The sequence below is a fragment of the Microterricola gilva genome (assembly GCF_004217495.1).
GTDB lineage: Bacteria > Actinomycetota > Actinomycetes > Actinomycetales > Microbacteriaceae > Microterricola > Microterricola gilva.
In genome coordinates this window covers 1967929-1990319 of the sequence record NZ_SHLC01000001.1, presented here as the reverse complement: position 1 = coordinate 1990319, position 22391 = coordinate 1967929, and the positions used below count along the sequence as shown (strand labels likewise).

Sequence of the window (22391 nt, the reverse complement as noted above, 5' to 3'; positions counted from 1 at the left end):
GTACGCTGAGACGGTGAACATTCGAGAGATCCCTCTGACCACGATTGACGGGCGCACCACGACACTGAACGAGCTCGGCGACGGCGCCGTGCTGGTCGTGAACGTTGCATCGAAATGCGGCTTCACACCCCAGTACGCCCAACTCGAGGCGCTGCACGAGAAGTACGGCCAGGATGGACTCACCGTCGTCGGATTCCCGTGCAATCAGTTCGCCGGTCAGGAACCTGGCGACGGCGAGAAGATCCAGGATTTCTGCACGATCAACTACGGCGTGACCTTCCCGCTGTTCGAGAAGGTCAAGGTCAACGGCAGGCACATGCACCCGCTCTACGAGGCGTTGCATGAGGTTCCGGATGCCGCAGGCAAGTCCGGTCGAGTCAAGTGGAACTTCGAGAAGTTCGTGATCGGTGCCGATGGCACCATGACGCGTTTCCGCTCTGCAGTGAAGCCAGACGACCCGACTGTGATCGCGGCGATCGAGGCCGGGCTGCCCGCGAAGCGCCCCGCAAACTAGCGCTTCCCGCCTGGCGGGTTCACCCCGCGAGCTCGAAGAAACTGTTGTCTGCGCGAGCGCGACCGCGCCGTTCCTTCGAGTTCGACGTGCGTGATCGCTCGAAGCCTCAGTCGCGAGCGAGCGCGCGCTCGCGATGCAGCGTTACCCGGGTGATCAGGTCCTCCTGGAAGTACTCGAGATCGTCGGCGGTGACTCTGATGTCGGTCCAATCAAGCTCGGCGAGCTCCTCACGCCGTCGAATGTCCTTGCGGAACTGAGCGGCATCGCTCCGGTGATGGTCTCCCTCGTAATCGAGCCCGAGCCGAAGCTCTGGGTAAGCGAGGTCCAGAATGTACCGCTTGTGGCGCACGGGGTGCGCGACCTCGAAATTGAGGGCTGGTTCGGGCAGCCCGGCGCCGATGAGCACAAGCCGAGTATGCGATTCGGGGCGGGAGAGCGGCCCGTATCGAACCAGACTCAACGCCTGCCGCAGCACTCTCGCATTCCGGCGCGACCCGTATCTGGCGACCTCGTCCCGAAGCTCTGCGAGAGTGCAGAGCGGAGCACGCCCGGGCCGAATGGGATGATCGCCCGTGACGAAATAGTCGCCAACGGCCACCAGGTCGTACAGTGAAAGCAGCCCGGCCAGCTGACACCACACGCGGGCAGGCGCCGCTGCCAGCAGCGTTCCGCGTTGGCGCAATGGAATCGGCTCGCTCGACTCGTGCCAGACCACGCCGCTACGCCGCGAGGGGTGCAGCGGCGCGACGACCGCGACGTGGAGCGGCCCGCCTTCGAATGCGAGCGGGAGCGGTGCGCCGTACAGGAGTGCCGCCGTCTGGTGGGTGAAGAACGCGGCATCCGGAAGTACGGTACGGAGTGCATCGATCCGCGCGAGCAGCGGATCCGCACCCGTCGGAAGGCTCCGCACGCCGTGAAACGGGCGAGCAAGATCCGCGGAACGCAGACGACCAAGCCCGACGCCGAGCGCTTGGGCTTCCGCCACTCGAAACCCGCTGACGCGGAGTGCCCTCGGGAGCGGAGTGTTCATAGCGCGAGACTGCCGCGCGATCAGACCTCGTGGGTCCGCTGTACGAAATCTGTGGATGCCGCGGGTATCGCAGACTGCTGTGCACAAGAGGCGCTCACGTCGCAGCCGCTTTCGAGCGGCACCGCGGCGAACTCGAAGAAGCGGCGGTCTTCGGCGCGCGAGAGCAGCAGTTTCGACGAGTTCGGGGTGGAGCGCGCGAGCAGTGGCCCCGCAGCACGGAGCCCGGTGTGATGCGGCGAACTCGAAGAAGCGGCGGTCTTCGGCGCGCGGGGGGAGCGGTTTCTACGAGTTCGGCGCGCGACGAGAGCCGATACTACGAGTTGGAGGCCCGCGGCTAGGCGCCGAGCGGCGCCTGCAGCGGCCAGTCGCGGTCATCGAGGATGACCTGCGCCGCGGCGTTCGTCGCGGCGTTCACCACGATCGGGGCGAGCAGGTTCACCGTTGTGCCGGATTCCGCTGGATTCGCGACCACGTAGACGCGGGCGTCGTCGCCGGAGGCGAGGCCGAGCGATTCGCTCTGCGCCTGGCTGAGGCTGGGCATGTACTCGGGCAGGTAGATCGCGGCATCCAGCACGAACACGCGACGCGAATCGCCGTCGACGGCTGACAGCGTGAACAGCCCGACGGTGTCGTCCACCGCGCTGAAGCTGAACTCCAGGCTGGGCTCGAAGCCGGGCGGAGGGGCGATGAAGCTCAGTGTCGCGCTCATCGCAGGAAGTCCATCAGCGTCGGCTGCAGCACGCGCGCGGTCACGCCGAGCGCGGCCTGGTAACTGATCTCCTGGGCCTTGAGGTCGAGGATGATGCGGCTGAGCTCGATGTCTTCGACGGCGGCGCGCTGCGCCTCGAGCGATCCGGTCTTGTCCATCACTGTCTCCTCGGCGCGCATGATGAGCGCGTGGCGGCTGCCGACCGCCGAATGTTCTGTGCGAAGCGCGTTCATGCGCTGATCGATGTCGCCGAGGCGGGCGCCGATGTTGGTGCCGGCGCGCAGTTCGGTCGCGATGGTGTCGATGAGGGCGAAGACCGAGTTGGCTCCGACGCCGAACGCCGCGGCGCCGTCGCCGTCGACGCGCACGGTGGTGTCAGCGCCGATACGGCGCTCGACCGTGCTGCCTGCCGCGCCGGTGAAGCTGAAGTCGGGATTGAACGCCACGCCATCGCTCGAGTTGCCCGCGAAGACGCTGCGGCCGAGGTACTGCGTGTTGGCCAGGCCGAGCAGCTGTTCCTTGAGACTGTCGAGCTCAACCGCGATCGCCTCCTTGGCTGTAGGGGAGAGGGCGCCGTCATTCGCACCCTGCACCGTGAGGTCCCGCACCCGCTTCATGGCGTCGTTGCTCTCGGTGAGCGTCGAATCGATCGTTGTGACCCAGCCGAGTCCGTTGTCGATGTTGCGGCTGTACTGGTCGTTGGCGCGCTGCTGCGAGCGGATGCGCATCGCGTCGGCCGCGCCGCTCGGGTCCTCCGACGCACGCGAGAACGCCTTGCGCGTCATCGCCTGGTCCTGGAGCTTGGCCAGCTGCCCAGCGCTCGACTGCAAATTCCGCTGCGCGGCGAGCATCGAGGTCTGTTGGGTGACTCGGCTGATCATTGCTTACCTTCCCACGAGTCCTGTGCGGTTGATGAGCACGTCGAGCATCTCGTCAACGGCCGTCATCACCCTGGCTGCGCCCTGGTAGGCGTGCTGGTACATGAGCAGGCTCACGTTCTCCTCATCGATGTCGACGGATGCGTTCGCCAGCTGCATCCCGACGGCCGAGTTCGTCGCGAGCGCGGCCAGATCGGCCTGGCGGGTCTCCGAGCGGGTCGTCACGCCGAGTTCGACGACGAAGTTCGACCAGAACGTGTCTGGCGAGCCCTGGCCCTCGCCGAGCTGCGAGATCGCGTCGGCGATGCTGCCGTCGAGCCCGCCGTTGCCCGGCTTGGCCGCGGCGATGTCGGCGATACCCGTCGGCACGATGGTGAGGCCCTGCGCGAGCGGCTTGCCAGCGGCGAAGGCGAAGAAGTCGTGGCCGGTGCTGCCATCGGCGACCGCCCCGGTGCGGTGCACGGTGTTGACGGCATCCGCAAGCTTCTGTGCGAAGGCGTCGAGCGTCTCAGCACCCTTCGCGATCGGTCCACCGGATGCCGCGGGCGCCAGCATCGAGACGGCGCCGCCGAGCTCTCCGCCGTCGAGGGCGATCGCCGAGCCAGGCCGGTGCGCCCACTCGAGGGTCACCGGGCTTCCCGCGGCTCCGGCCATCGTGTTCGACCCGATCACGTTCACCGTACGCGCTGTCGTGCCGGTGACCAGCGCGTTCCCGCCGATGTACACGTCGATTGTCCCGTCGCCGGCATCGCGCACGGTACCGCCGGCGATGGCCGCGATCGTGGTCGTGAGCAGGCTGCGCTGGTCGAGCAGCTCGTTCACTGAGCCGCCGGATGCCGTCGCGGAGCGGATGCGGCCATTCAGGTCCGCGAGCTGGGATGCGGCGCTGTTGAGCTCGGCCGTCAGGTCGCGCACCTCTCCGCGCAACTGCGACCACTGGTTGTCGAACTCGGTGTACGTCGTGGAGAGCTGTTTGGCGAGTGCGCCGGCCTGCTGCAACAGCACGCCGCCCTGCGCGGCCTCGCCAGGGGCGTTCGCCACGTCCTGCCACGACGCCCAGAACTTGTCCAGCTGCGTGGAGATGCCCTTGTCGCCCGGCTCGTTCAGCGCGGACTCCAAACCGGAGAACGCGGTCGCCCGTGCGGCGCTGAAGCCGGAGACGCCTGCGGCGGCTCTGACCCTGGCGTCGAGGTGCACATCGCCGAGCCGGGCGATGCCGTCGATGTTGACGCCGCCGCCCGGGCGCACGCCGAGTGAGAACTTTCCGGCCATCGCCGGCCCACCGATGGCGGACGTCGTCAGGCGCTGGCGGGTGTAGCCCTCCGTGCGCGCATTGGCGATGTTCTGTCCGGAGACGTCGATCCCGGCCTTGGCGGCGGAGAGGCCTCGGTATGCGGTGTTCAGGCCGCTGAATGTGCTCACGTGCGCTGGCTCACAGTTTCTCGTCGAAAAGCAGGGAAGAGGATTCCGCGTGGTGTGCTGATCCGCTGGCGTCGTATGTGCCGGAGACGGTCTCGACTCCCGCGAGGGTCTCCTGCACACCGCGGACGGCGGTGCGCAGGAACTGCTCGTTCACGTCTCGCACCTCCCGGATCTGACCGGTCAGCTCGGTCATCGCCGTGAGGTGTGCCGTGAAGATGTCCTGCCACGGCCCGGCCGGCGCCGCACCGATGATCTCGCGCAGCGACGCGTCCTCCGCGCAGCCCCACTCCGTGGCCAGATCGGCGACCTCGACGGAACGGCCGAGTGCGGCATCCCGAAGCCGGTTCATCACCTGCTCAACCTCGCGGCTCGCGTGGCCTACCCAGCGCGATTTGCCTGCGGTGAGCAGGAGCTGCTCCTCCTCGAGCTTGAAGAGCAACAGCTCCAGCAGCTCGCGTTCGCGCCACAACACTGCGGAGAGCTCGTTGACGCCCACTGGCTCGCCTTTCTGTCGGGTGCTGTCGGGGAGGAATGCGGTGACCGTTCTGGTCACAACACACTCTCGGCAGCCTTCCCAATCATGTTAGTGAGGCGGCCGTGAAATCGGGCTGAAAGGGGCTCCGCCCCGAACAGGGGTCGGCATTGTGGAGGACACCCTCACTGGGGGAGTCCGGTCGCGCGTGTCGGGAAGTCGGCGTTGTTACGGTTGAAAACACCCGAGGAGCTGACCCGCCTACCCGAGTCAATCGTCCGAAAACGGTGCGTGACCCTGCACGCTGCCACAACTGCAGGAATTGATATTTGTGAATCGTGCGGAACGCAATGAACTCGTTGTCGCCAACCTCCCTCTCGTTGGCTACCTCGTCGCCGACGTCTGTGCCAGGGCCAGCCACCTCTCACGGGATGACCTCGCGTCGGCCGGCGCCTTGGCGCTTGTCAACTGTGCAGACAACTTTGATGAGAGCCGGGGTATTCCGTTCGGTGCATATGCACGGACGCGAATCCTCGGTGCCTTCGCAGATGAGATGCGCTCGAGCGACTGGGCGACCCGCTCTGCGCGCAAGCGGATCACGGAGGCCGTCTCCGTCCGCGAGACGCTGACCGCCGGTCTCGGGCGCACCCCCAGCGTCGACGAGCTCGCCGCCGCCATGGGCGTCGACCGCGAGACGGCGGCGGCTGCGCTGTCGGACGCCGCGCGCACCGTGACCACGATCGACGAGAGCACCGCCGAATACCTCGTCTCTGAGATGACCTCCCCTGAGGAGTCGTTGCTCATCGACGAACGGCAGCGCGTCGTGCGCTCCGCCGTCGACGCCCTTCCGGAGCGGATGGCCTTGATCGTGCGTGCCATCTACTTCGACGACCGTTCCGTCAAGGAGGTCGCCGAGGAGCTCGGCATCACGCACTCCGCCGTCTCGCAGCAGCGTTCAGAGGCGATCCGGTTGATTCGCGACGGCCTGGGCACCCACTACTCCGATGAGCCCAACGCGGCAGCGGTGCCCGACGTGCGCCTGAGCGCGGCCCGCCGCACGGCCTACCTCTCGCGCTTCGAGGACCACCTCGCCGGCACGCGTGGCCGGCCAGCCGCCGCCTTCATCAGCCAGGTCGGCTGACGCCGCCAGAAAAACTTCCCGACTGAATCCCTAACGGATGCCGCCAGGCCGCCGATTGTTCTGAGTACTGGCCCACGGATGGGCCGGTGTACAGAACCCACTCACGGAGGAATTCATCATGGGTATGCAGATCAACACCAACATTGCGGCCAACAACTCGTACCGCAACCTGTCCATCACGCAGAACGACCTGTCGAAGTCGCTGGAGAAGCTCTCCAGTGGTCTGCGCATCAACCGTGCGGCCGACGACGCTGCCGGTCTGGCGATCTCCGAGGGTCTGCGTTCGCAGGTCGGTGGCCTCACGGTCGCCGCTCGCAACGCGCAGGACGGCATCAGCGTCATCCAGACCGCTGAAGGCGCCCTGACCGAGGTGCACTCCATCCTGCAGCGCGTGCGTGACCTCGCCGTTCAGGCCGGTAACGACTCGAACAACGCTGACTCGCGTGGAGCCATCGCGAAGGAGGTCACCGCGCTGGGCTCTGAGCTCACGCGTATCGGCAACTCGACCAACTTCAACGGCATCGACCTGCTGAACGCCGCAACGACGCTGACCTTCCAGGTCGGCGCCGGCGACGCTGCCGCGAACGACCAGATCGGCGTCACCACCTTCGACGTGCTCGCAGTCGGCACCGCCGTCTCCGGTCTCGCCGCGGCTGGCTTCTCGTCGGCAGCGAACGCGCTCACCACGATCACCGCGATCGACACGCAGATCACGGCCGTTTCGACCGCTCGCGCCGACCTCGGTGCGCAGCAGAACCGCTTCGAGTCGACCATCAAGAGCCTCAACGTGTCGAAGGAGAACCTCTCGGCTGCCGAGTCGCGCATCCGCGACACCGACATGGCCTCCGAGATGGTCAAGTACACCCGCTCGAACGTTCTGTCGCAGGCCGGTACCGCCATGCTCGCGCAGGCGAACCAGTCCAACCAGGGCGTTCTTCAGCTCCTCCGCTAGTCGGCCGCGGCCACAAGCCGCACCGATCAGCAACGAGCTGTTCAGTAGGACAGCACCATGACGACGGCCGGTGCCGGGCGCGACAGACCTGTCGTGATCCCGTCACCGGCCCTCGTGCACTCCGTACGCACAGACGATCGAAACACAGGGCAGTAATCATGGGAATCTCGCTCGACGGCCTGGTCAGTGGCCTCGATACCGCGAAGCTGATCGCGTCGCTGATGGCGGTCGAGGCGATCCCGCAGAACATTCTGCAGGGCAAGTACACCTCGACGCAGAACTACCTGAAGACCCTGCAGACCCTCAACTCCTCCGTGGCGGCTCTGGCCGAGCTCGGCAAGAACGGCATGAAGCCAGACGCGCTCGCCCTGTTCAGCGCCAGCAGCTCCGACAAGTCCGCCACCGTTGCCGTCGGCAAGGGCGCGGGAGCCACCCAACTCGACATCATCGTCGACACGCTCGCCCAGGCCCAGCAGTTGGTCACGGCGCCCGTGACGGCGTGGCCGAACGACCCGCCCGTTCTCACGATCAAGGCCGCCGACGGCACGCTGACCGAGGTCACCGCAGACTCGAGCTCCATCAGCGACGTCGTGCGGGCCATCAACGCCGCGGATGCCGGCGTGCAGGCGACCCGCGTCGCTGCCGGTGTGGACCCCGGCACAGGCGACACCCTCTATCGCCTGCAACTCACGGCCACGGAGACCGGCACGGCCGGAGCCTTCACGATGTACGAGGGCAGTGCGGCCGAGGTCACCGGTGGCACCGCACCGCAGCTTGCGGCCACCACGATTCGCACCGCGACGGACGCCGAAGTGACCCTGTGGAAGGGCACGCCGGCCGAGCAGAAGATCACCTCAGGCAGCAACACCTTCGCCGATCTCGTGCCTGGCGTCTCCGTCACGGTCAGCGCGACGAGCGCGACGCCGATCACCATCACGGTGTCCCGTGACGACGCGGCCATCGGCAAGGTCGCCGAGACGCTGCTCGCCAAACTCAACGAGGTCTTCGAGTTCATCGACTCCAAGCGCGCGCTCTCGACGACGACAGGCGCAGACGGCAAGCCCGTCGTCGCCGGTGGCGTGTTCAGCTCCGACAGCACCGTCCGCGATGTCGAGCAGCGACTGCTCGATGCGGCATCCGCCCCGATCGACGGCCGTTCGCCATCCGAATTCGGCATCAGCATCACCAAGGGCGGTCGGATGGAGTTCGACGCGGAGAAGTTCGCCAAGTCGCTCGCCGCAGACCCGGGGGCGACGCAGAAGGCCCTCACCACCATCACGACCAGGCTCGAAGAGGCGGCGCGACTCGCCTCCGACAAATACGACGGCGTGATCACGACCAAGATCACCGGGCAGACCTCGCTGTCGAAGGACATCACCGAGCAGATCGCCAACTGGGATCGCCGGCTCGCCTCGCGCGAAGAGACGCTGAAGCGCACCTACGCATCACTCGAGGTGCAGTTGAGCAAACTGAACTCGCAGTCTTCGTGGATCGGTTCACAGCTGGCGGGCCTGAACGCAGGGAACTCCTAGTGAAACTCATCGGCATCACCACGGACACCGCGCCGAGCGCAGACGCGCAGCCGGCCGCGGCGCCCATCGCCTTCGCGCCCCAGCGCCCCGCCGTGCCGGCCGCGGCCGACCGTGCCGCCCAACTCAACCGCGACGCGGTGCTCTCCGCGACGCCTGTGCGCCTGCTCACCATGCTCTACGACCGCCTGCTGCTCGACCTCGGTCGCGCGGAGCAGGCGCAGCTCGCCGAGAACTGGCCGGCCGCGAGCGATCAGCTTCAGCACGCGCAGGCGATCCTCACCGAGCTCAGCGGATCGCTCCGGCTCGACGTGTGGGACGGCGCGGACGGTCTCCTCGCCCTCTACACCTACGTCACCAACGCCCTCGTGCTCGCGAACATCCACCGCGACGTCGCACGCACGCGGGAGGCCATCGCCCTGCTCGAGCCGCTCCGCGCCGCCTGGCACGATGCCGCGGCAATCCTGCCGGCACAGCAGGCGGCACAGGGCACGGGAGCGTTGGGCATTGCCTAGGCCGGAGAACAACCCCGCCGACATGCCACCGCGCCAGGCCAGCGACGCCGAACGGCTGTGGCTGGTCGTGCTCACCGAACTGGAGAACGCTCTCGCCGTCGAGGACCCGTCCGACGACGCGACCGGCGATGTCTATGCCGGAAGCGGCATGTGGCACGCACCCGCACAGCTGCCCGCCCTGCCCGAGTCGCTGCGCGAGCGCGCGAACGCACTGCACGAACGCCAGCTCCAACGTGAGGACGAGCTGCGCAACGAACGCACGCAGGTCGGCAGGCACCTCGAGGCGCTGCGCGTCGTCCCGCGACCGCGGTCGGCTGCGGCATCCGTCTACCTCGACGTCTCCGGCTAGAGCGGTCTGCAGGGCGCGCAAGATCGCTGCGCGCACGCACTAACGGATCGCAGGAATCGGCCGAGAGTGGGAAGTGAGCACGGATCGCTCACCTTCTTCGGCCACGGATCGGCCACCTGTCAGCCGCATCGCCGTCGTAAGGACGAATGTGTTCGATTCCGTGAGCCTCTCAGCACTCTCCAGTGCTCTGGATGGCCTGGCCATGCGCCAGCGCTCCATCGCCGACAACATCGCCAACGTCAACACCCCCGGCTACCACGCCAAGAGGGTCGCGTTCGAGGGTGCGCTTGCCGCATCGATCGCCGGCGGCGACGGGCACGCGGATGCCACGGTCGAGCGTTCGCTCGAACCGACACGCCTGAACGGCAACAACGTCAACCTCGACACCGAGACGCTCTCCAACATCGACACGGTGCTGCGCTTCCAGTTCGCCTCCCGCGCCATCGAGGGCCAGTTCACGAGCGTTCGCAGCGCTATGAGAAGCAATTGACGAGGGAATGACTCATGACTTTTGACGCAATCGGAATCGCCGGATCGGCGATGACCGTCCACCGCAAGTGGCTCGACGCGATCTCGGACAACATCGCGAACATCAACACCGCGACCTCGACCGACGGAGCCGCGTTCCAGGAGCGCTTCGTCCTCGCCCAGGCCGGCGAAGACGGAGGCGTGTTCGTCGCGGGCACGGAGCAGGGCGACGCCGAGGGCCGGATGGTCTACGAACCGGAACACCCCCTCGCAGACGCGAACGGTTACGTGCGCTACCCGAACATCGACCTCGGAGCCCAGATGAGCAGCCTGATCATGGCGCAGCGCGGCTACCAGGCCAACGCCGCCGTCGTCGACCGGGCCAAGGAAAGCTACCAGGCCGCGCTCCAGATCGGACGTGGCTGATGCCTATCGGAGCAATCGACGCCATCTCGGCCGGCGCCGGCGCGGTGCAGGGCGTTCGCCAGAGCGGCTACATCGACGGTGCGGCGGCGCCTGCGGCAACCGGGGGGACCGGTTTCGCCACCGCGCTCAGCGGCGCGGTCGAGAACATGCAGCAGCTGCAGTCGACGTCGAACGAGCTCGCGCTGCGCGCTGTCACGGGTGACCTCACCGACATCCACGCCGCGACGATCGCGTCGACGAAGGCCCAGGTCACGGTCGAGCTCGTCGCCGCCATCCGCAACAAGGGCGTCGACGCGTTCAACGAGATCATGAGGATGCAAGCCTGATGCCCCGGCAGGTCACCTCCTTCTTCCAGCGCTTCACGGCGGGAGTCCGCGAGTTCACCGTCGCGCAGCGCACCCTCGCGCTGCTCGCCGTCGCCGTGCTCGTGCTCGGCGTCGCCGGGCTCGGCATCTGGCTCAGCCGGCCGTCGTACGCACCCCTCTTCACCGGCTTGCAGGCCGCGGACGCGAACTCGATCGTCGAGCAGCTCCAGGCCGACGGCATTCCCTACGAGCTCAGCGACGGCGGCGGCACCATCATGGTCCCGCAGGCCGATGTGTACAACGAGCGTCTCAAGGCGGCGGCCGACGGGCTGCCCAGCTCGAGCAGCGGCGGCTATTCGCTGCTCGACGACATGGGTGTCACCACCTCCGAGTTCCAGCAGTCCGTCACGTACAAGCGTGCGCTCGAGGGTGAGCTCGCCGCGACGATCTCGGCTCTCAGCGGGGTGAAGACGGCATCCGTTCGTCTCGCCATCCCGCAGGAGACCGTCTTCGCCGCGGAGAAGGCCGCGCCGACCGCGTCGGTGTTCATCGAGACAGAGCGGGGCGAGTCGCTCGACGCCGAGCAGGTCCAGGCGATCGTCCACCTCACCTCGGCGTCGATCGAGGGCATGACGGCAACGGATGTCGCCGTCATCGACTCGTCGGGGACCGTGCTCTCCGCCGTCGGCGGCAGCCCGACGGGCGGGGCAGGCAAGCAGGCCAACGACTACGAGACCCGGGTGCGCACCGCCGTGCAGGCGATGCTCGACACCGTCGTCGGCGTCGGCAACGCGACCGTCGTCGTCGCGGCCGATGTCAGCAGCGAGTCGGCCGAACGCGTAGCAGAGACATTCGTCGCCCCGGAGACCGTCACGCCGTTGAACGAGTCACGAGAGACAGAGAGCTACACAGGGACCGGGGGAACAGGGGCAGGCGTGCTCGGACCGGACAACATTGCCGTCCCCGGCGGTGCCAACGGCAACGGCACGTTCAACTCGGAGTCGGTGACCAGCAACAACGCCGTCGACAAGGTGACGGAGACGCGCTCGATCCCGGCCGGAACCCTCGACAGGCAGTCGGTCTCGGTCGCCGTCAACGACGACATCCCGGGCACCGTGAACATGGCCAATCTGCGTGCACTCGTGTCGGCGGCCGCCGGCATCGACGTCGACCGCGGCGACACCGTCACCGTCGAATACATGAGCTTCGACAGCAGCGGCGCCACGGCGGCCGAGACGGCCCTGGCCGACGCCAAGGCGGCTGCGGCCTCCGAACAGCTCACGGAGATCGTGCGGATGGGCATCATCGCCCTGGCCGTGCTGATCGCCCTCGTGTTCATCACCGTCATGATCAGCCGTTCGCGCCGCGCCAGCCGTGAGGCCGTCGACGAGGAGGAACTCCTCGCCGCCCGCGCCGCGCTGGCCGCCGCGCAGGAGCCGCTCGTGCTGCCGGCGCCGACCGTGCCCCTGCAGCTCGAGACCGAGGTACTCCCGGTCGCGCCCGATTCCGACCGCACGCGTTCGGAGATCGAGATGCTCGCAGCGCGCGACCCGCAGAAGACCGCCGAGTACCTCCGGGCGCTCATGGATGACAGGCAGCCGGTATGAACGGGGTCAAGGCCACAGCACTGAGCGGAACGCAGAAGGCCGCCGTCGTGCTCATGAACATGGACCCGTTGCGTGCAGCGGAGGTCATGAAACAGTTCGACGAGCACGAGGCGGAGGAGGTCACCGCCGAGATCGTGCGCCTGCGCCGCGTCGACGCCACGGTCGCCGAGGAGACACTCGCCGAGTTCCACGCGATGGCCACCAAGGGCACCCGCCAGACCAGGGGTGGCAAGGACTTCGCCGTCGGCCTGCTCGAAGCCTCATTCGGCGCCGAGAAGGCGGCCGGGGTGATGAGCCGCGTCGCGTCGTCGATGGCGGGGCGTGCATTCGAGTTCCTGGATGCCGCGGAGCCCGGGCAGCTGCAGAGCCTGCTCGCCGCCGAACTGCCGCAGACCGCCGCGCTCGTGCTCGCGCACCTGCGGCCGGAGCAGGCCTCCGCCGTGCTCGCCGGCTTCGACGAGACCGTGCGAACCGACGTCGCCCACTGCATCGCCACGATGGGCAGCGCGACGCCGGAGGCCGTTCGGATCCTCGCAGACACCCTCAAGCTGCGCGCGGGCGCCGTCGTGACCAGCAGAGACAGCTTCGAGGTCGTCGGTGGCGTCCAACCGCTCGTCGAGATCATCAACAGGGCCGATCTCGCCACGGAGCGTGCGGTGCTCGAAGGCCTCGACCTGCGCGACCCGGTGCTGGCCGACGAGGTGCGCTCGCGCATGCTCACCTTCGCCGACATCGTGCGCCTCGAACGTCGCGATGTGCAGCAGGTGCTGCGCGGCATCGATGTGCGGGTTCTCGCCGTCGCGATGAAGGGTGCGACAGAACCCGTCGCCGAGATGATCCGCGGCAACATGTCCGAGCGCAACCGCGAGCTCCTGGACGACGAGATCGGCTCGACGGGCCCGCTGCGACTCTCGCAGGTGGAGGAGGCCCGTGCCGAGGTGGTGCGTGCCATCCGCAATCTGGAGGCCGACGGCCACATCACCGTTTCGCGTGGAGACGAAGATGCCTTCGTCGACTGACGCCATCTTCGAGACGCTCGCCTTTCCGAGCGTCGACGGTGCTGGAACCAGCGGGGTGCGCGATCAGGAGAGCCTGCAACGGGCCATCGAACAGGCAATGGTCAGAGGCCACGCGGCCGGCTACGCCGCCGGGCTGCGTGAGGCGAGTGTGGTCGCCGCCGAGCGACTCGCCAACCTCGAGGCGGAGCACGCGGAACAGGCCAGGCTGGCGGCCGCGACGGTCGACGCCGAATGCGCGACGCTGGCTGTGGCCGCGGCCGCCGTGCAACGCACCGTCATTCCGGTGCTCGAACAGAGCGATGACGCGGTGCTCGCCGCCGCACTCGAGCTCGCGGAGGCCGTCATCGGCTCCGAGCTCAGTGACGCAAGCGCCGGTGCCTCCGCCGCGCTCCGCCGCGTGCTTGGCACGCTCGGCTCCGACGCCGAGCTTCCAGGGGTGATCCTGCGCATGCACCCGGATGACGCGGAGATGCTCCGCGCAGCCGGGCAGCTCCCGCAGGCGCTCAGCGTGCAATCCGACCCGGGGCTCGGCAGGGGTGACGCCGTCGCCCAACTCCCGGACGGCCTCGTCGACGCACGCATCGGCACCGCCGTGCTGCGCGCACGCAGGGCACTCGGTGGCCACGGTATCGATGGGCAGGGCCAGTGACCCCCGCGGCGGCCGCGAGCCGCGTCGATCGGCTGCGCGATGCGGCCATCGCCGCCCGCCCCGAGCGCACCGGCATGGTCTCATCCATCGTCGGCCTCGGCGTAGAAGTCGTCGGACTCGACTGCGCCATCGGCGATCTCGTGCGCCTCGGGCATAACGACTTCGGGCATGACGACTTCGGACAGGACGCCGACGGCGTTGCGCCGATCGAGGCCGAGGTCGTCGCGTCGACGCGCGGCGGCATCCGCTGCATGCCCCTCGGCCGCATGGCAGGCATCAGCGTGGGAACGCCGGTGCGCTCGCGCAACGAACCGGTACGCGTCCCGACCGGAACGGGGCTCTTCGGCCGCGTGCTCGACGGCCTCGGCCGACCCATCGACGGCAAGGGTCCCCTGGATGCCGACGGCTACGTGTCGCTGCAGAACGAGGCGCCGTCCGCCATGCACCGAGCCAGAATCGACACCCCGCTGCAGCTCGGCGTGCGCGCACTCGACACTCTCACCACGGTCGGCAAGGGCCAACGCATGGGACTCTTCGCGGGCTCCGGCGTCGGCAAGTCCTCGCTGCTCAGCATGATCGCCCGCGGCACCGACGCCCAGATCAGCGTCATCGCCCTGATCGGCGAGCGCGGCCGGGAGGTGCGCGAGTTCCTTGAAGACGACTTGGGAGCGGAGGGCCTGGCCCGCTCCATCGTGGTCGTCTCGACCTCGGACGAGCCGGCGCTGATGCGCTTGCGCGCCGCGTTCGTCGCCACCCGTATCGCGGAATCGTTCCGGGAGCGCGGCAATGACGTGATGCTCATGATGGACTCCCTGACCCGCGTCGCGATGGCGCAGCGCGAGATCGGGCTCTCGGTGGGGGAGCCGCCCGCAACACGCGGCTACCCGCCATCGACCTTCTCCGTGCTCGCCCAGCTGCTCGAACGCGCCGGAACGGCCGAACGGGGCTCGGTGACCGGCATGTACACGGTGCTCGTCGATGGCGACGACCACAATGAGCCGATCGCCGACTCGGCGCGCTCCATCCTCGACGGCCATGTCGTGCTCGACCGCAAGCTCGCCGTCGTCGGGCACTTCCCATCGATCGACGCGCTCAGCTCCATCTCGCGCGTCGCGAGCAAGGTCACGCCGCCGGAGCGCAGCGAACAAGCCGCCGTGCTGCGCCGTGCCCTCTCCGCCCGGCGTTCGGCACAGGATCTGCTCGACGTCGGGGCCTACCGGCGTGGCACGAACCCCCTCGTCGATGCCGCCGTCGACCACGAGGGCGAGATCAACGCCTTTCTGCAGCAACGCATGACCGATCAATCAACCGCGGATGACGCCTGGGCCGAGCTTGCTCGGCTGAGCAGACTGTTGGGAGCACGAGAATGACACGGAACTTCGCACTGGGTGGGCTGCTTCGTCTGCGCCGGCTGGAAGAGGACCAGGCAGCGGGCGGCCTCGCCGCCGCCAACGCAGGAACGCGCGAGAGCGCGGCACGCGAAGCCGCGGCCCGCAGCGTGCTCAGCGAGTCGACGGCGACCCCCGGATCCCTGGGTGCGCTGCAGGGCGTCGCGGCCGCACGGGCCTCATCCAGGAGCATGGTCGCCGAGCTCGCTGCGGTCACGGCCGAACGTCGCCGCCGCGCGGAGGAGGCACAGCAGGAGTACTCCGCCGCGCGGAAGAACACGCTCAGCCTCGAGAAGCTGGCGTTCCGTCACGCGGAGACGGAGGCGCAGCTCGAGCTTCAGGCCGAGCAGATCGTGCTCGACGAGCTGGCCGGAACCGCCTGGCAGCGTGGGGTCTCCCACTTGGCAGAGGAGCGCGGCCGATGACCGCCATGGTCGAGATGATCGGCCGGGTGCAGAGCATCCAGGAGGCCATCGATCAGCTCAGCGGCGCTGCGTCATCCCGCACCGTCGCCCAGACCGATGCCGGATCGGGCAGCTCGGCGACCGACTTCTCGAAGCTGCTCGGCTCGGCCATCGGTGCCGCGGAAGCCGGCTCGACGCGGACAGGCGGGGTCACCGGGCAGGCCGTCACGGACGCGGCGATGAAGTACATCGGCGTTCCCTACGTGTTCGGTGGTGAGGACGCCAGCGGAATGGACTGCTCCGGGCTGGTGCAGCGCGTCTATGCCGATCTCGGCATCGAGGTGCCGCGGCTCGTGTCCGGCCAGATGACGGCCGGCACGGAGGTGGCCTCCCTCGCCGAGGCTCAGCCGGGCGACCTGATCGTCACGGACAACGCCGAGCACATCGTGATCTACGCGGGGGACAACAAGGTGATCCACGCACCATACGAAGGCCGGACGGTGAGCCACGTCGAGCGCTGGTTCGACGAGTCCGACATCGTGACGATCCGCCGTATCGTCCCGACGGCGACAACGGGAACCGCAGGCGCGACCGCCATTCCTGCTGCCGACCAGGCGGCCCTGAACGAGGCCATGCTCGCGATCGGCCGCTCCGCGCTGTTCGGGGGTGCGCAGTGAGCCTCCCGATGGCGATTCTGACCGCGCCGGCACGCCCCGCGACGGCGTCGTCCGGCCCGGCATCCACCGATCGTGGCGCCGGCTTCGGCGCGGCGCTGGCCGCGGCCGGATCCGAGGCCGCACCGGCGGAGGCCCCCGGGACCGCGCCGGCCGAGTTGGATGTTCCGGCATCCGGTTCCGGCATCGACGACAGTGGCGCGGAGCCTCAGCTCGGCGGCGACGCCCTGGCGGCAGCGCCGTCGCCCGTTGACACGATGCGGCCGACACCCGTCACACCGGGGTGGGGTGCGTTCGCGGGGCTCGCGTGGACCACGAGCGCGGTGGGCAACCCCGCGGCTGCGGCCAGCGACGCAGCGGGGCCGGCGATCACATCAGAGAGCCTGGATGCCGCGGCCGCCGCTGGACCGGCCACGGCAGTCACGGCGTCGGCCGTCGCCACCGCGGCCCCCGCCACTCGCGGCCGCGACGCCGGAACCGTGCTTCAGGCGCCGGCGACCGCCCCAATGCCCGCCTCGACGCACGGCGCAGCCACGGTGGCAGAGGGCGCGCAGCCCGTGGCTGCACCGCTCGGGTACGCCCCGTTCGCTGCGGCGCAGCCGGCCCCAGCCGCACAGGCACGACCCGAAGCCGCCGTGCCGGCGGCCGCAACCGCATCCCGGTTGGGCGCAGCTCCTGGCGCTGTCCCGGTGGCGGCTGCGACGGCGGTGGACGAGCCTGTCCAGGCCGACGTCCGCCAGAGCGCGCTGCCGAGCGCCGTCGCCCCCCAGGGCGCTCAGAGTGCCATCGCGGGCGCACCCCCCGTCGCCGCGGCTGAGGGCGCGGGCAGGCCGGCTGCCACGTCGCAGCACCCGCCGCTCGCTACGCAGCTCGGCCGGCCCCTGCTCACACTGGCCCACGCCGGAGACGGCAGCCACAGCATCACCGTCACCGTCGCCCCCGACCGGCTCGGACCAGTCACGGTGCAGGCGGTTGTGACGGGGGACCAGCTGCGGGTCGAGCTGTTCGCTCCGACCGATCACGCCCGTGACGCCGTGCGCGGCGTGCTCAGCGAGCTGCGCCGCGACCTCGCCGCAACGGGGATCCACGCGACCCTCGGACTCTCGGCCGATGACGCCCCGGGCAGGCAGGGCCAGGGCGGCCAGAACCAGGGCGGCCAGAGCCAGACCGGCCAGAACCCGTCCGGCCAGAACCAGAATGGCCAGAACGCGGCGCTGGGCGAGCGGAGCGGCCAGAGCGGGCGCGAAGCGCGCCCGGGGGAGCACGCCGCAGCCGCCCAGCCCGGCACCCGGCCGGGCACGGACAGCGTCCAACCTGCCGAATCGGCAGTGCCGACGTCGCTCGGCTCGGCATCCGCCCACCCGCACATCGACCTGATCGCATAGAAGAGGACCCCGTGCCGATTGACCCCGTCACCACCGCGAACACCGGCGGCATCTACGCCACCGCCCCCGTTCGGAAGCCCAAGCAGGACATGGACGGCGACGTCTTCATGTCGCTGCTGATCACCCAGCTGCAGAACCAGGATCCGAGCTCGCCGATGGACACCTCGCAGATGATCCAGCAGACCACGCAGCTGGCGATGATGGAGAAGATGAACGAACTCGCCGTCACGAGCGGCGAGGGCTTCTCGCTGCAGATGCGGGTGGCTGCGGCATCGCTCGTCGGCCAACAGGTCTCCTACGTGAACGCGGCGGGGGAGACCGTCACCGGCATCGCCGACTCCGTGTCGTACGTCGGAGCGGTTCCCACCATCTCGATCGGGGGCAAGAACATCCCGCTCGATGTGATCGCCAGCGTCACCGCCCCGCCCAAACCCGAAGTTCCCAAGCCAGAAACCCCCGGCGCAGCCGCCGCCGTCTGATCGCCGACCCCTCCACCGAAAGGCTCACCAATGCTCCGCTCGCTCTACTCCGGAATCTCTGGACTCCGTTCGCACCAGACCATGCTCGACGTCACGGGCAACAACATCGCCAACGTCAACACGACCGCGTTCAAGGGCTCCGCCGTGCAGTTCCAGGACACGCTCTCGCAGCTCACCCAGGGCGCCGGCGGCCCGCAGGCGCAGACCGGTGGAACCAACCCGGCACAGATCGGCCTCGGCGTGCAGGTCGCCGGCATCTCCACCAACTTCACGCAGGGCTCGGCCCAGGCGACCGGGCGTGCCACCGACATGATGATCGCCGGTGACGGTTTCTTCGTCACGAGCATCGGCGGCGAGACGCGCTACACCCGTGCCGGCGCTTTCGACCTCGATGCAGACGGCCGGCTCACCGCGCCCGACGGCTCCCTCGTGCAGGGGTGGAACGCCGTCAATGGTCAGATCCCGACCGGCGGCGGCATCGGCAACATCCAACTCCCGCTCAAGGGTGTGTCGCCGGCATCCGCAACGACCGCGGCCACCGTCGGCGGCAACCTGCCATCGGATGCCGCAGACGGCACGGTTCTCGTGCGCGACGTCCCCGTCTACGGTGCAGACGGCAAGCCGGGCACGCTGACCCTCACCTTCACAAAGGCCGGCAACAACTGGGGCGTCTCCGGCACCGACGGCGCAACGACGCAGACGGCGACGCTCACCTTCACGAACGGCGTGCAGACAGGCGGAACGCTTCCCGCCATCGGCGGCATCACCGTCGACCTCTCCGGCGTCTCGGGCTTCGCCACGCTCAGCACCGTCGCGATCGAGGGCCAGAACGGTCGCCAGGCCGGAACCCTCGAGTCCTTCACGCTCTCCAAGGACGGCACGCTCGTCGGCCTGTTCAGCAACGGGCAGAAGCAGCCGATCGCCCGTGTAGCCCTGGCCACCTTCGCCAACCCCGGCGGCCTCGAGAAGACCGGTTCCTCCGGCTACCGTGCCACAGTCAACTCGGGCGCCGCGACGTACGGCGTTCCGGGAGGCGACGGCCTCGGCGTGCTCGCCGGCGGCCAGCTCGAGATGTCGAACGTCGACCTCTCGCAGGAGTTCACGAACCTGATCGTCGCCCAGCGCGGCTTCCAAGCGAACGCCCGCATCATCACCACCTCCGACGAGGTGCTGCAGGAGCTCACCAACCTCAAGCGCTAGCGCCGGGGGAGGCCACCATGCCGGCGGGAGGCCAGAATGACTGATTCTGGCCTCCCGCCCTGCTTAATGCCTCCCCGCTCGCGCGCCCCTAGTCCGTCGGCTCGAACTCGTTCAGGCGCCAGCTCTGATCGAACCACGGCTCGAGCGGCCCATACGCGCGGAACAGCGGGAACCACGACTTGCCCGGCAACGTCTCGATCCAGTTGGACTCCTTGCCGGCCGGCGCTGTCGGGCCGAAGAAGAGGTCGTAGGAGCCATCCGCATTCGCCTCCAGCGTGCCGGTATTGCTCGCCAGGGCCGGATACGGCGTCGACGGAACGACCAACAGCGAGCGCGTCTGGGTGTCGTAGATGTCGACCGCCCAGAAGCTCTTCGCCGGCTGATCCGGGTCGATCCGGAGCCGATACGAGCGACCGCCGTCGAGGATGTCGCCGTTCGCGTCGTGCACCGTGTAGGCGTAGGCGGATCCGGCGCCGACCTGGGCGTGGGCCATCGCCGGCGTGATCACCGTGGCGAAGTAGTGGAACTGGGTGCGGGCGTCCAGCAGTCGGGCGCCGTTGCGCAGGAACTCGTAGCTGCCACCGACGAAGCCATTGCGCCACGAGCCGTAGAGCACGGCATCCGGGTCGCGCGGCTGGTAGGTGACAACCCTTGCGAGGCCGGCGGCGATCGGCGCGGCCTTCTCGAGGATCGCCGTGAGCCTGGCGTCCGGCGCGAACGGGGCGTCGTGCGTGATGCCGATGGCGGCGAGCTGTCCGGCACGTTCAGCGTCGAGTGCCTCGACCGGTTCCTCACGCACGAGCTGGGCGACCTCTTCGTAGAAGGTGTAGTCGTTGGCGTGGATCGAATTGAACGTCATCTCGGCGAGATTGATGAACTCGTTGGGGGCCGGATCAGCCGCCTCGGCGAGCGGGTAGACGCGGGCCCGCTTCATGGCGGGCACTCCACCGAGAGCGCGGAGCACGACGAAGTTCGTGAAGGTCGGCGTGCGGTAGACGAAGTAGCCGTCAGGAATGTCGCCGTCGTACCCCGGCGGAAGGAACAAGTACTTGCCGCCCTCTCCGCGGTCGGGGCCGGCGATGCCCATGTCCGCGACGTAGCGGAACCAGAAGTCATCGACAACGCAGAGCGACTGTTCCGGTACCTCGATGACGGTCGGCCCCCACGCCTTCAGGTCCAACATCGTCGTGCCGTACGTCGTTTCCGTGTTTGGCGTGAGAAAGAGGGCGCCCGAATTCGCCCGTGGTTCTGTGATGCCGATCACGCGAGGCGACGTCACGCCGACAGAACGGATGCCGTTGCGAAAGGCCACGAGTGATGCACCCGGCACCGTGTTCAGGAACACCTCGATCGCGCGCATCAGGTCGAGCGCGTCATACGCCGTCTCAGCGGTCTCCGGCAGTGGCACCCCGTCGAAGAAGCGCAGATCGCCGAACGGCGACGACACCGTGTCTGGAGTGCTGAGAGACGCGACGGCCTCCTCCAGACCGCTGATCATTCCCGCGCGAGTATGTTCTGACATGCTTCCCCCAAGTTTTTCCGCACCAATGCGTTGATTGCATTCACTCTGGCAGCCACGTGGCTGGGGCCGCAAGCCGTTCCTGTGATGTCGCCGAGATCATGCCATCGGCATGATGCGCCCGTCGCGGCCGCTGAGGAGTCTGGGCTCGCGGCTGAAAGTCGCTCGGATTAGAAGGGGAACGGTGGGGACAACATGAGTACAGTCAACGAACCAACGGGCTGGGTCGGCTGGATCGGCTTCGCCGGCATCATCCTGATCCTGAATGGTGTCTTCAGTGCGGTGCAGGGCTTCATGGCGCTGCTCGGCTCGAACACGTATTACCTGGTCAGCAGTGGAACGCTGTTCCTCTTCGACGTCACCGGCTGGGGATGGTGGAACATCATCATCGGCGCGCTGCTCGTGCTCACCGGTATCGCTCTGTTCGGCGGCGCCACCTGGGCGCGGATCATCGCCGTCATCCTGGCCGCTCTGAGCGCGGTCGGCCAGATGCTGCTCCTCCCGGCACAGCCGTGGTGGGCGTTCATCGTCATCGCGATCGATGTCCTGGTGATCTACGCGGTCACAGCGCATGGCCGAGAGGTCAAGGCCGCCTGACACACGCGACGGCCCCTTGTGCATCGGACTGGTGCACAGGGGGCCGTTGCGTTGTGCCTAAATGCGGCGGCGGCGCCCCGGCGTGATCGCCGCACCGACCACTGCGGCCTTCGCCACAGGGGCCGGCCCCGGTCGAACCGCTGCGGTCACGACGGCCGCCTTGGCCACGGGCGCACCGATGACGCCGACGCGTCCGATACGAGCTGGTCTCAGTGGCATGTCACTCTCCTGACTTCTCGGCAGCCGCATCGGCCTCGATGGAGGCGATGATCGACTGGATGGGGATTCGTCCGTCGGCGATCAGCTGACCGCCGGCCCTCCTGGTCGCCGCGGCGAATGGCGCAGCCCACAGGTTCTCGTACACGAGCACCCCGGCGACGGTGCCTGGATCCATGGCCGCCGCGAGATTGGCGACGTCGTCCGCGGCGAGAAGCTCGGCGAGATCGGCCTCGATGCGCAGCAGATCGCCCAGATCCCCGGAATCGGAGAGCTCCATCGCGTCGATGGTTCCCTCGTCGTCCTTGGTGAGAATCATCATGTCGATGACCCGGATCGTGCCGGCATCCACGAGCTTCACGAGTTCGGCGACAATCTCGCCGGTGAAGTTCGCCTCGCCCGTCGGGAACTCGACCACGAGGTAGTCAACGGGGCCGAGCGTCTCGAATTCGTACTCAGTCATGCGGTGTCCTTTCGTCGGAACGCACGATCCTCCCCGTCGCACGACGGCGCATCACCCGATCAGGATGATCGGGCGACCCGC

At 68.3% G+C, this 22391-nt stretch carries 27 protein-coding genes; 19 read left to right on the top strand and 8 right to left on the bottom strand.

Annotated features, from left to right (window positions below; all coding sequences use genetic code 11):
• Window positions 1–13 precede the first annotated feature (13 nt).
• Window positions 14–514 carry a glutathione peroxidase gene (locus tag EV379_RS09310; protein ID WP_130505895.1) on the top strand — a complete coding sequence of 167 codons (501 nt, stop codon included), beginning with the start codon at window positions 14–16 and terminating at the stop codon, window positions 512–514.
• A 106-nt stretch (window positions 515–620) separates the two neighbouring features.
• Here EV379_RS09310 and EV379_RS09305 read toward each other — a convergent pair whose 3' ends face one another.
• From EV379_RS09305 to flgN, 5 genes are all read right to left on the bottom strand, one after another.
• Window positions 621–1544 (bottom strand): hypothetical protein, encoded by a 924-nt coding sequence (locus EV379_RS09305; RefSeq protein ID WP_130505894.1) that lies wholly within the window; start codon window positions 1542–1544, stop codon window positions 621–623.
• A gap of 334 nt (window positions 1545–1878) precedes the next feature.
• Window positions 1879–2253, bottom strand: coding sequence for a flagellar assembly protein FliW (gene fliW / locus EV379_RS09300; protein WP_130505893.1), 375 nt, complete (start codon window positions 2251–2253; stop codon window positions 1879–1881).
• The gene (flgL, locus tag EV379_RS09295; RefSeq protein ID WP_130505892.1) at window positions 2250–3134 is read right to left on the bottom strand and encodes a flagellar hook-associated protein FlgL; all 885 of its coding nucleotides are present in this window, start codon (window positions 3132–3134) and stop codon (window positions 2250–2252) included. The genes fliW and flgL overlap by 4 nt, the downstream gene beginning before the upstream one ends.
• 3 nt (window positions 3135–3137) lie before the next feature.
• A complete protein-coding gene (gene flgK / locus EV379_RS09290) occupies window positions 3138–4553 on the bottom strand; it encodes a flagellar hook-associated protein FlgK (protein ID WP_130505891.1) in 1416 nt (471 codons plus the stop codon).
• A 10-nt stretch (window positions 4554–4563) separates the two neighbouring features.
• The gene (gene flgN / locus EV379_RS09285; RefSeq protein ID WP_341273531.1) at window positions 4564–5106 is read right to left on the bottom strand and encodes a flagellar export chaperone FlgN; all 543 of its coding nucleotides are present in this window, start codon (window positions 5104–5106) and stop codon (window positions 4564–4566) included.
• A gap of 250 nt (window positions 5107–5356) precedes the next feature.
• Between flgN and EV379_RS09280 the strand changes: the two genes are divergently transcribed.
• The 17 genes from EV379_RS09280 (at window position 5357) to EV379_RS09200 (ending at window position 19515) form a co-directional block, all read left to right on the top strand.
• Complete coding sequence (locus EV379_RS09280; protein ID WP_130505890.1) at window positions 5357–6166, top strand: sigma-70 family RNA polymerase sigma factor; 810 nt, start codon at window positions 5357–5359, stop codon at window positions 6164–6166.
• A gap of 118 nt (window positions 6167–6284) precedes the next feature.
• Window positions 6285–7118: a flagellin N-terminal helical domain-containing protein gene (locus EV379_RS09275; protein WP_130505889.1), complete on the top strand. Its 834-nt coding sequence runs from the start codon at window positions 6285–6287 to the stop codon at window positions 7116–7118.
• Window positions 7119–7276: 158 nt separating this feature from the next.
• A complete protein-coding gene (gene fliD / locus EV379_RS09270; protein WP_130505888.1) occupies window positions 7277–8650 on the top strand; it encodes a flagellar filament capping protein FliD in 1374 nt (457 codons plus the stop codon).
• A complete protein-coding gene (gene fliS / locus EV379_RS09265) occupies window positions 8650–9162 on the top strand; it encodes a flagellar export chaperone FliS (protein WP_341273530.1) in 513 nt (170 codons plus the stop codon). Before fliD ends, fliS begins: the two co-directional genes overlap by 1 nt.
• Window positions 9155–9511, top strand: a complete 357-nt coding sequence (locus tag EV379_RS09260; protein ID WP_130505887.1) for a hypothetical protein — start codon at window positions 9155–9157, stop codon at window positions 9509–9511. The genes fliS and EV379_RS09260 overlap by 8 nt, the downstream gene beginning before the upstream one ends.
• Before the next feature lie 148 nt (window positions 9512–9659).
• Complete coding sequence (locus EV379_RS09255) at window positions 9660–10001, top strand: flagellar basal body rod protein FlgB (protein ID WP_130505886.1); 342 nt, start codon at window positions 9660–9662, stop codon at window positions 9999–10001.
• A 14-nt stretch (window positions 10002–10015) separates the two neighbouring features.
• Window positions 10016–10405 carry a flagellar basal body rod protein FlgC gene (locus EV379_RS09250; protein WP_130505885.1) on the top strand — a complete coding sequence of 130 codons (390 nt, stop codon included), beginning with the start codon at window positions 10016–10018 and terminating at the stop codon, window positions 10403–10405.
• Window positions 10405–10731, top strand: coding sequence for a flagellar hook-basal body complex protein FliE (gene fliE / locus EV379_RS09245; protein ID WP_130505884.1), 327 nt, complete (start codon window positions 10405–10407; stop codon window positions 10729–10731). Before EV379_RS09250 ends, fliE begins: the two co-directional genes overlap by 1 nt.
• On the top strand, window positions 10731–12317 hold the full coding sequence (gene fliF / locus EV379_RS09240) for a flagellar basal-body MS-ring/collar protein FliF (RefSeq protein WP_130505883.1): 1587 nt from the start codon (window positions 10731–10733) through the stop codon (window positions 12315–12317). Before fliE ends, fliF begins: the two co-directional genes overlap by 1 nt.
• Window positions 12314–13336: a flagellar motor switch protein FliG gene (gene fliG / locus EV379_RS09235; RefSeq protein ID WP_130505882.1), complete on the top strand. Its 1023-nt coding sequence runs from the start codon at window positions 12314–12316 to the stop codon at window positions 13334–13336. The genes fliF and fliG overlap by 4 nt, the downstream gene beginning before the upstream one ends.
• Window positions 13320–13985, top strand: coding sequence for a FliH/SctL family protein (locus tag EV379_RS09230; protein ID WP_130505881.1), 666 nt, complete (start codon window positions 13320–13322; stop codon window positions 13983–13985). Before fliG ends, EV379_RS09230 begins: the two co-directional genes overlap by 17 nt.
• Before the next feature lie 74 nt (window positions 13986–14059).
• Entirely contained in the window at window positions 14060–15355 is a 1296-nt protein-coding gene (locus EV379_RS09225; protein WP_130507378.1) for a FliI/YscN family ATPase, read from the top strand.
• Window positions 15352–15798 carry a flagellar export protein FliJ gene (locus tag EV379_RS09220; protein ID WP_130505880.1) on the top strand — a complete coding sequence of 149 codons (447 nt, stop codon included), beginning with the start codon at window positions 15352–15354 and terminating at the stop codon, window positions 15796–15798. Before EV379_RS09225 ends, EV379_RS09220 begins: the two co-directional genes overlap by 4 nt.
• Window positions 15795–16454 carry a C40 family peptidase gene (locus tag EV379_RS09215; protein WP_242616301.1) on the top strand — a complete coding sequence of 220 codons (660 nt, stop codon included), beginning with the start codon at window positions 15795–15797 and terminating at the stop codon, window positions 16452–16454. The genes EV379_RS09220 and EV379_RS09215 overlap by 4 nt, the downstream gene beginning before the upstream one ends.
• 8 nt (window positions 16455–16462) lie before the next feature.
• Window positions 16463–17836 (top strand): flagellar hook-length control protein FliK, encoded by a 1374-nt coding sequence (locus tag EV379_RS09210; protein ID WP_130505879.1) that lies wholly within the window; start codon window positions 16463–16465, stop codon window positions 17834–17836.
• Between the two features lie 11 nt (window positions 17837–17847).
• Entirely contained in the window at window positions 17848–18315 is a 468-nt protein-coding gene (locus EV379_RS09205; protein ID WP_130505878.1) for a flagellar hook assembly protein FlgD, read from the top strand.
• 30 nt (window positions 18316–18345) lie between these two features.
• Complete coding sequence (locus tag EV379_RS09200; protein ID WP_130505877.1) at window positions 18346–19515, top strand: flagellar hook protein FlgE; 1170 nt, start codon at window positions 18346–18348, stop codon at window positions 19513–19515.
• A gap of 88 nt (window positions 19516–19603) precedes the next feature.
• Here EV379_RS09200 and EV379_RS09195 read toward each other — a convergent pair whose 3' ends face one another.
• Window positions 19604–21013 carry a DUF1254 domain-containing protein gene (locus tag EV379_RS09195; protein WP_130505876.1) on the bottom strand — a complete coding sequence of 470 codons (1410 nt, stop codon included), beginning with the start codon at window positions 21011–21013 and terminating at the stop codon, window positions 19604–19606.
• Between the two features lie 216 nt (window positions 21014–21229).
• Between EV379_RS09195 and EV379_RS09190 the strand changes: the two genes are divergently transcribed.
• Window positions 21230–21631 carry a DUF7144 family membrane protein gene (locus tag EV379_RS09190; RefSeq protein ID WP_130505875.1) on the top strand — a complete coding sequence of 134 codons (402 nt, stop codon included), beginning with the start codon at window positions 21230–21232 and terminating at the stop codon, window positions 21629–21631.
• Window positions 21632–21688: 57 nt separating this feature from the next.
• On the opposite strand, the gene EV379_RS17220 is transcribed toward EV379_RS09190, so the two are convergent.
• Together EV379_RS17220 and EV379_RS09185 are read right to left on the bottom strand one after the other, a co-directional pair.
• A complete protein-coding gene (locus tag EV379_RS17220) occupies window positions 21689–21850 on the bottom strand; it encodes a hypothetical protein (RefSeq protein ID WP_165397338.1) in 162 nt (53 codons plus the stop codon).
• A 1-nt stretch (window position 21851) separates the two neighbouring features.
• A complete protein-coding gene (locus EV379_RS09185) occupies window positions 21852–22310 on the bottom strand; it encodes a DUF6325 family protein (RefSeq protein ID WP_130505874.1) in 459 nt (152 codons plus the stop codon).
• Window positions 22311–22391: the final 81 nt, after the last annotated feature.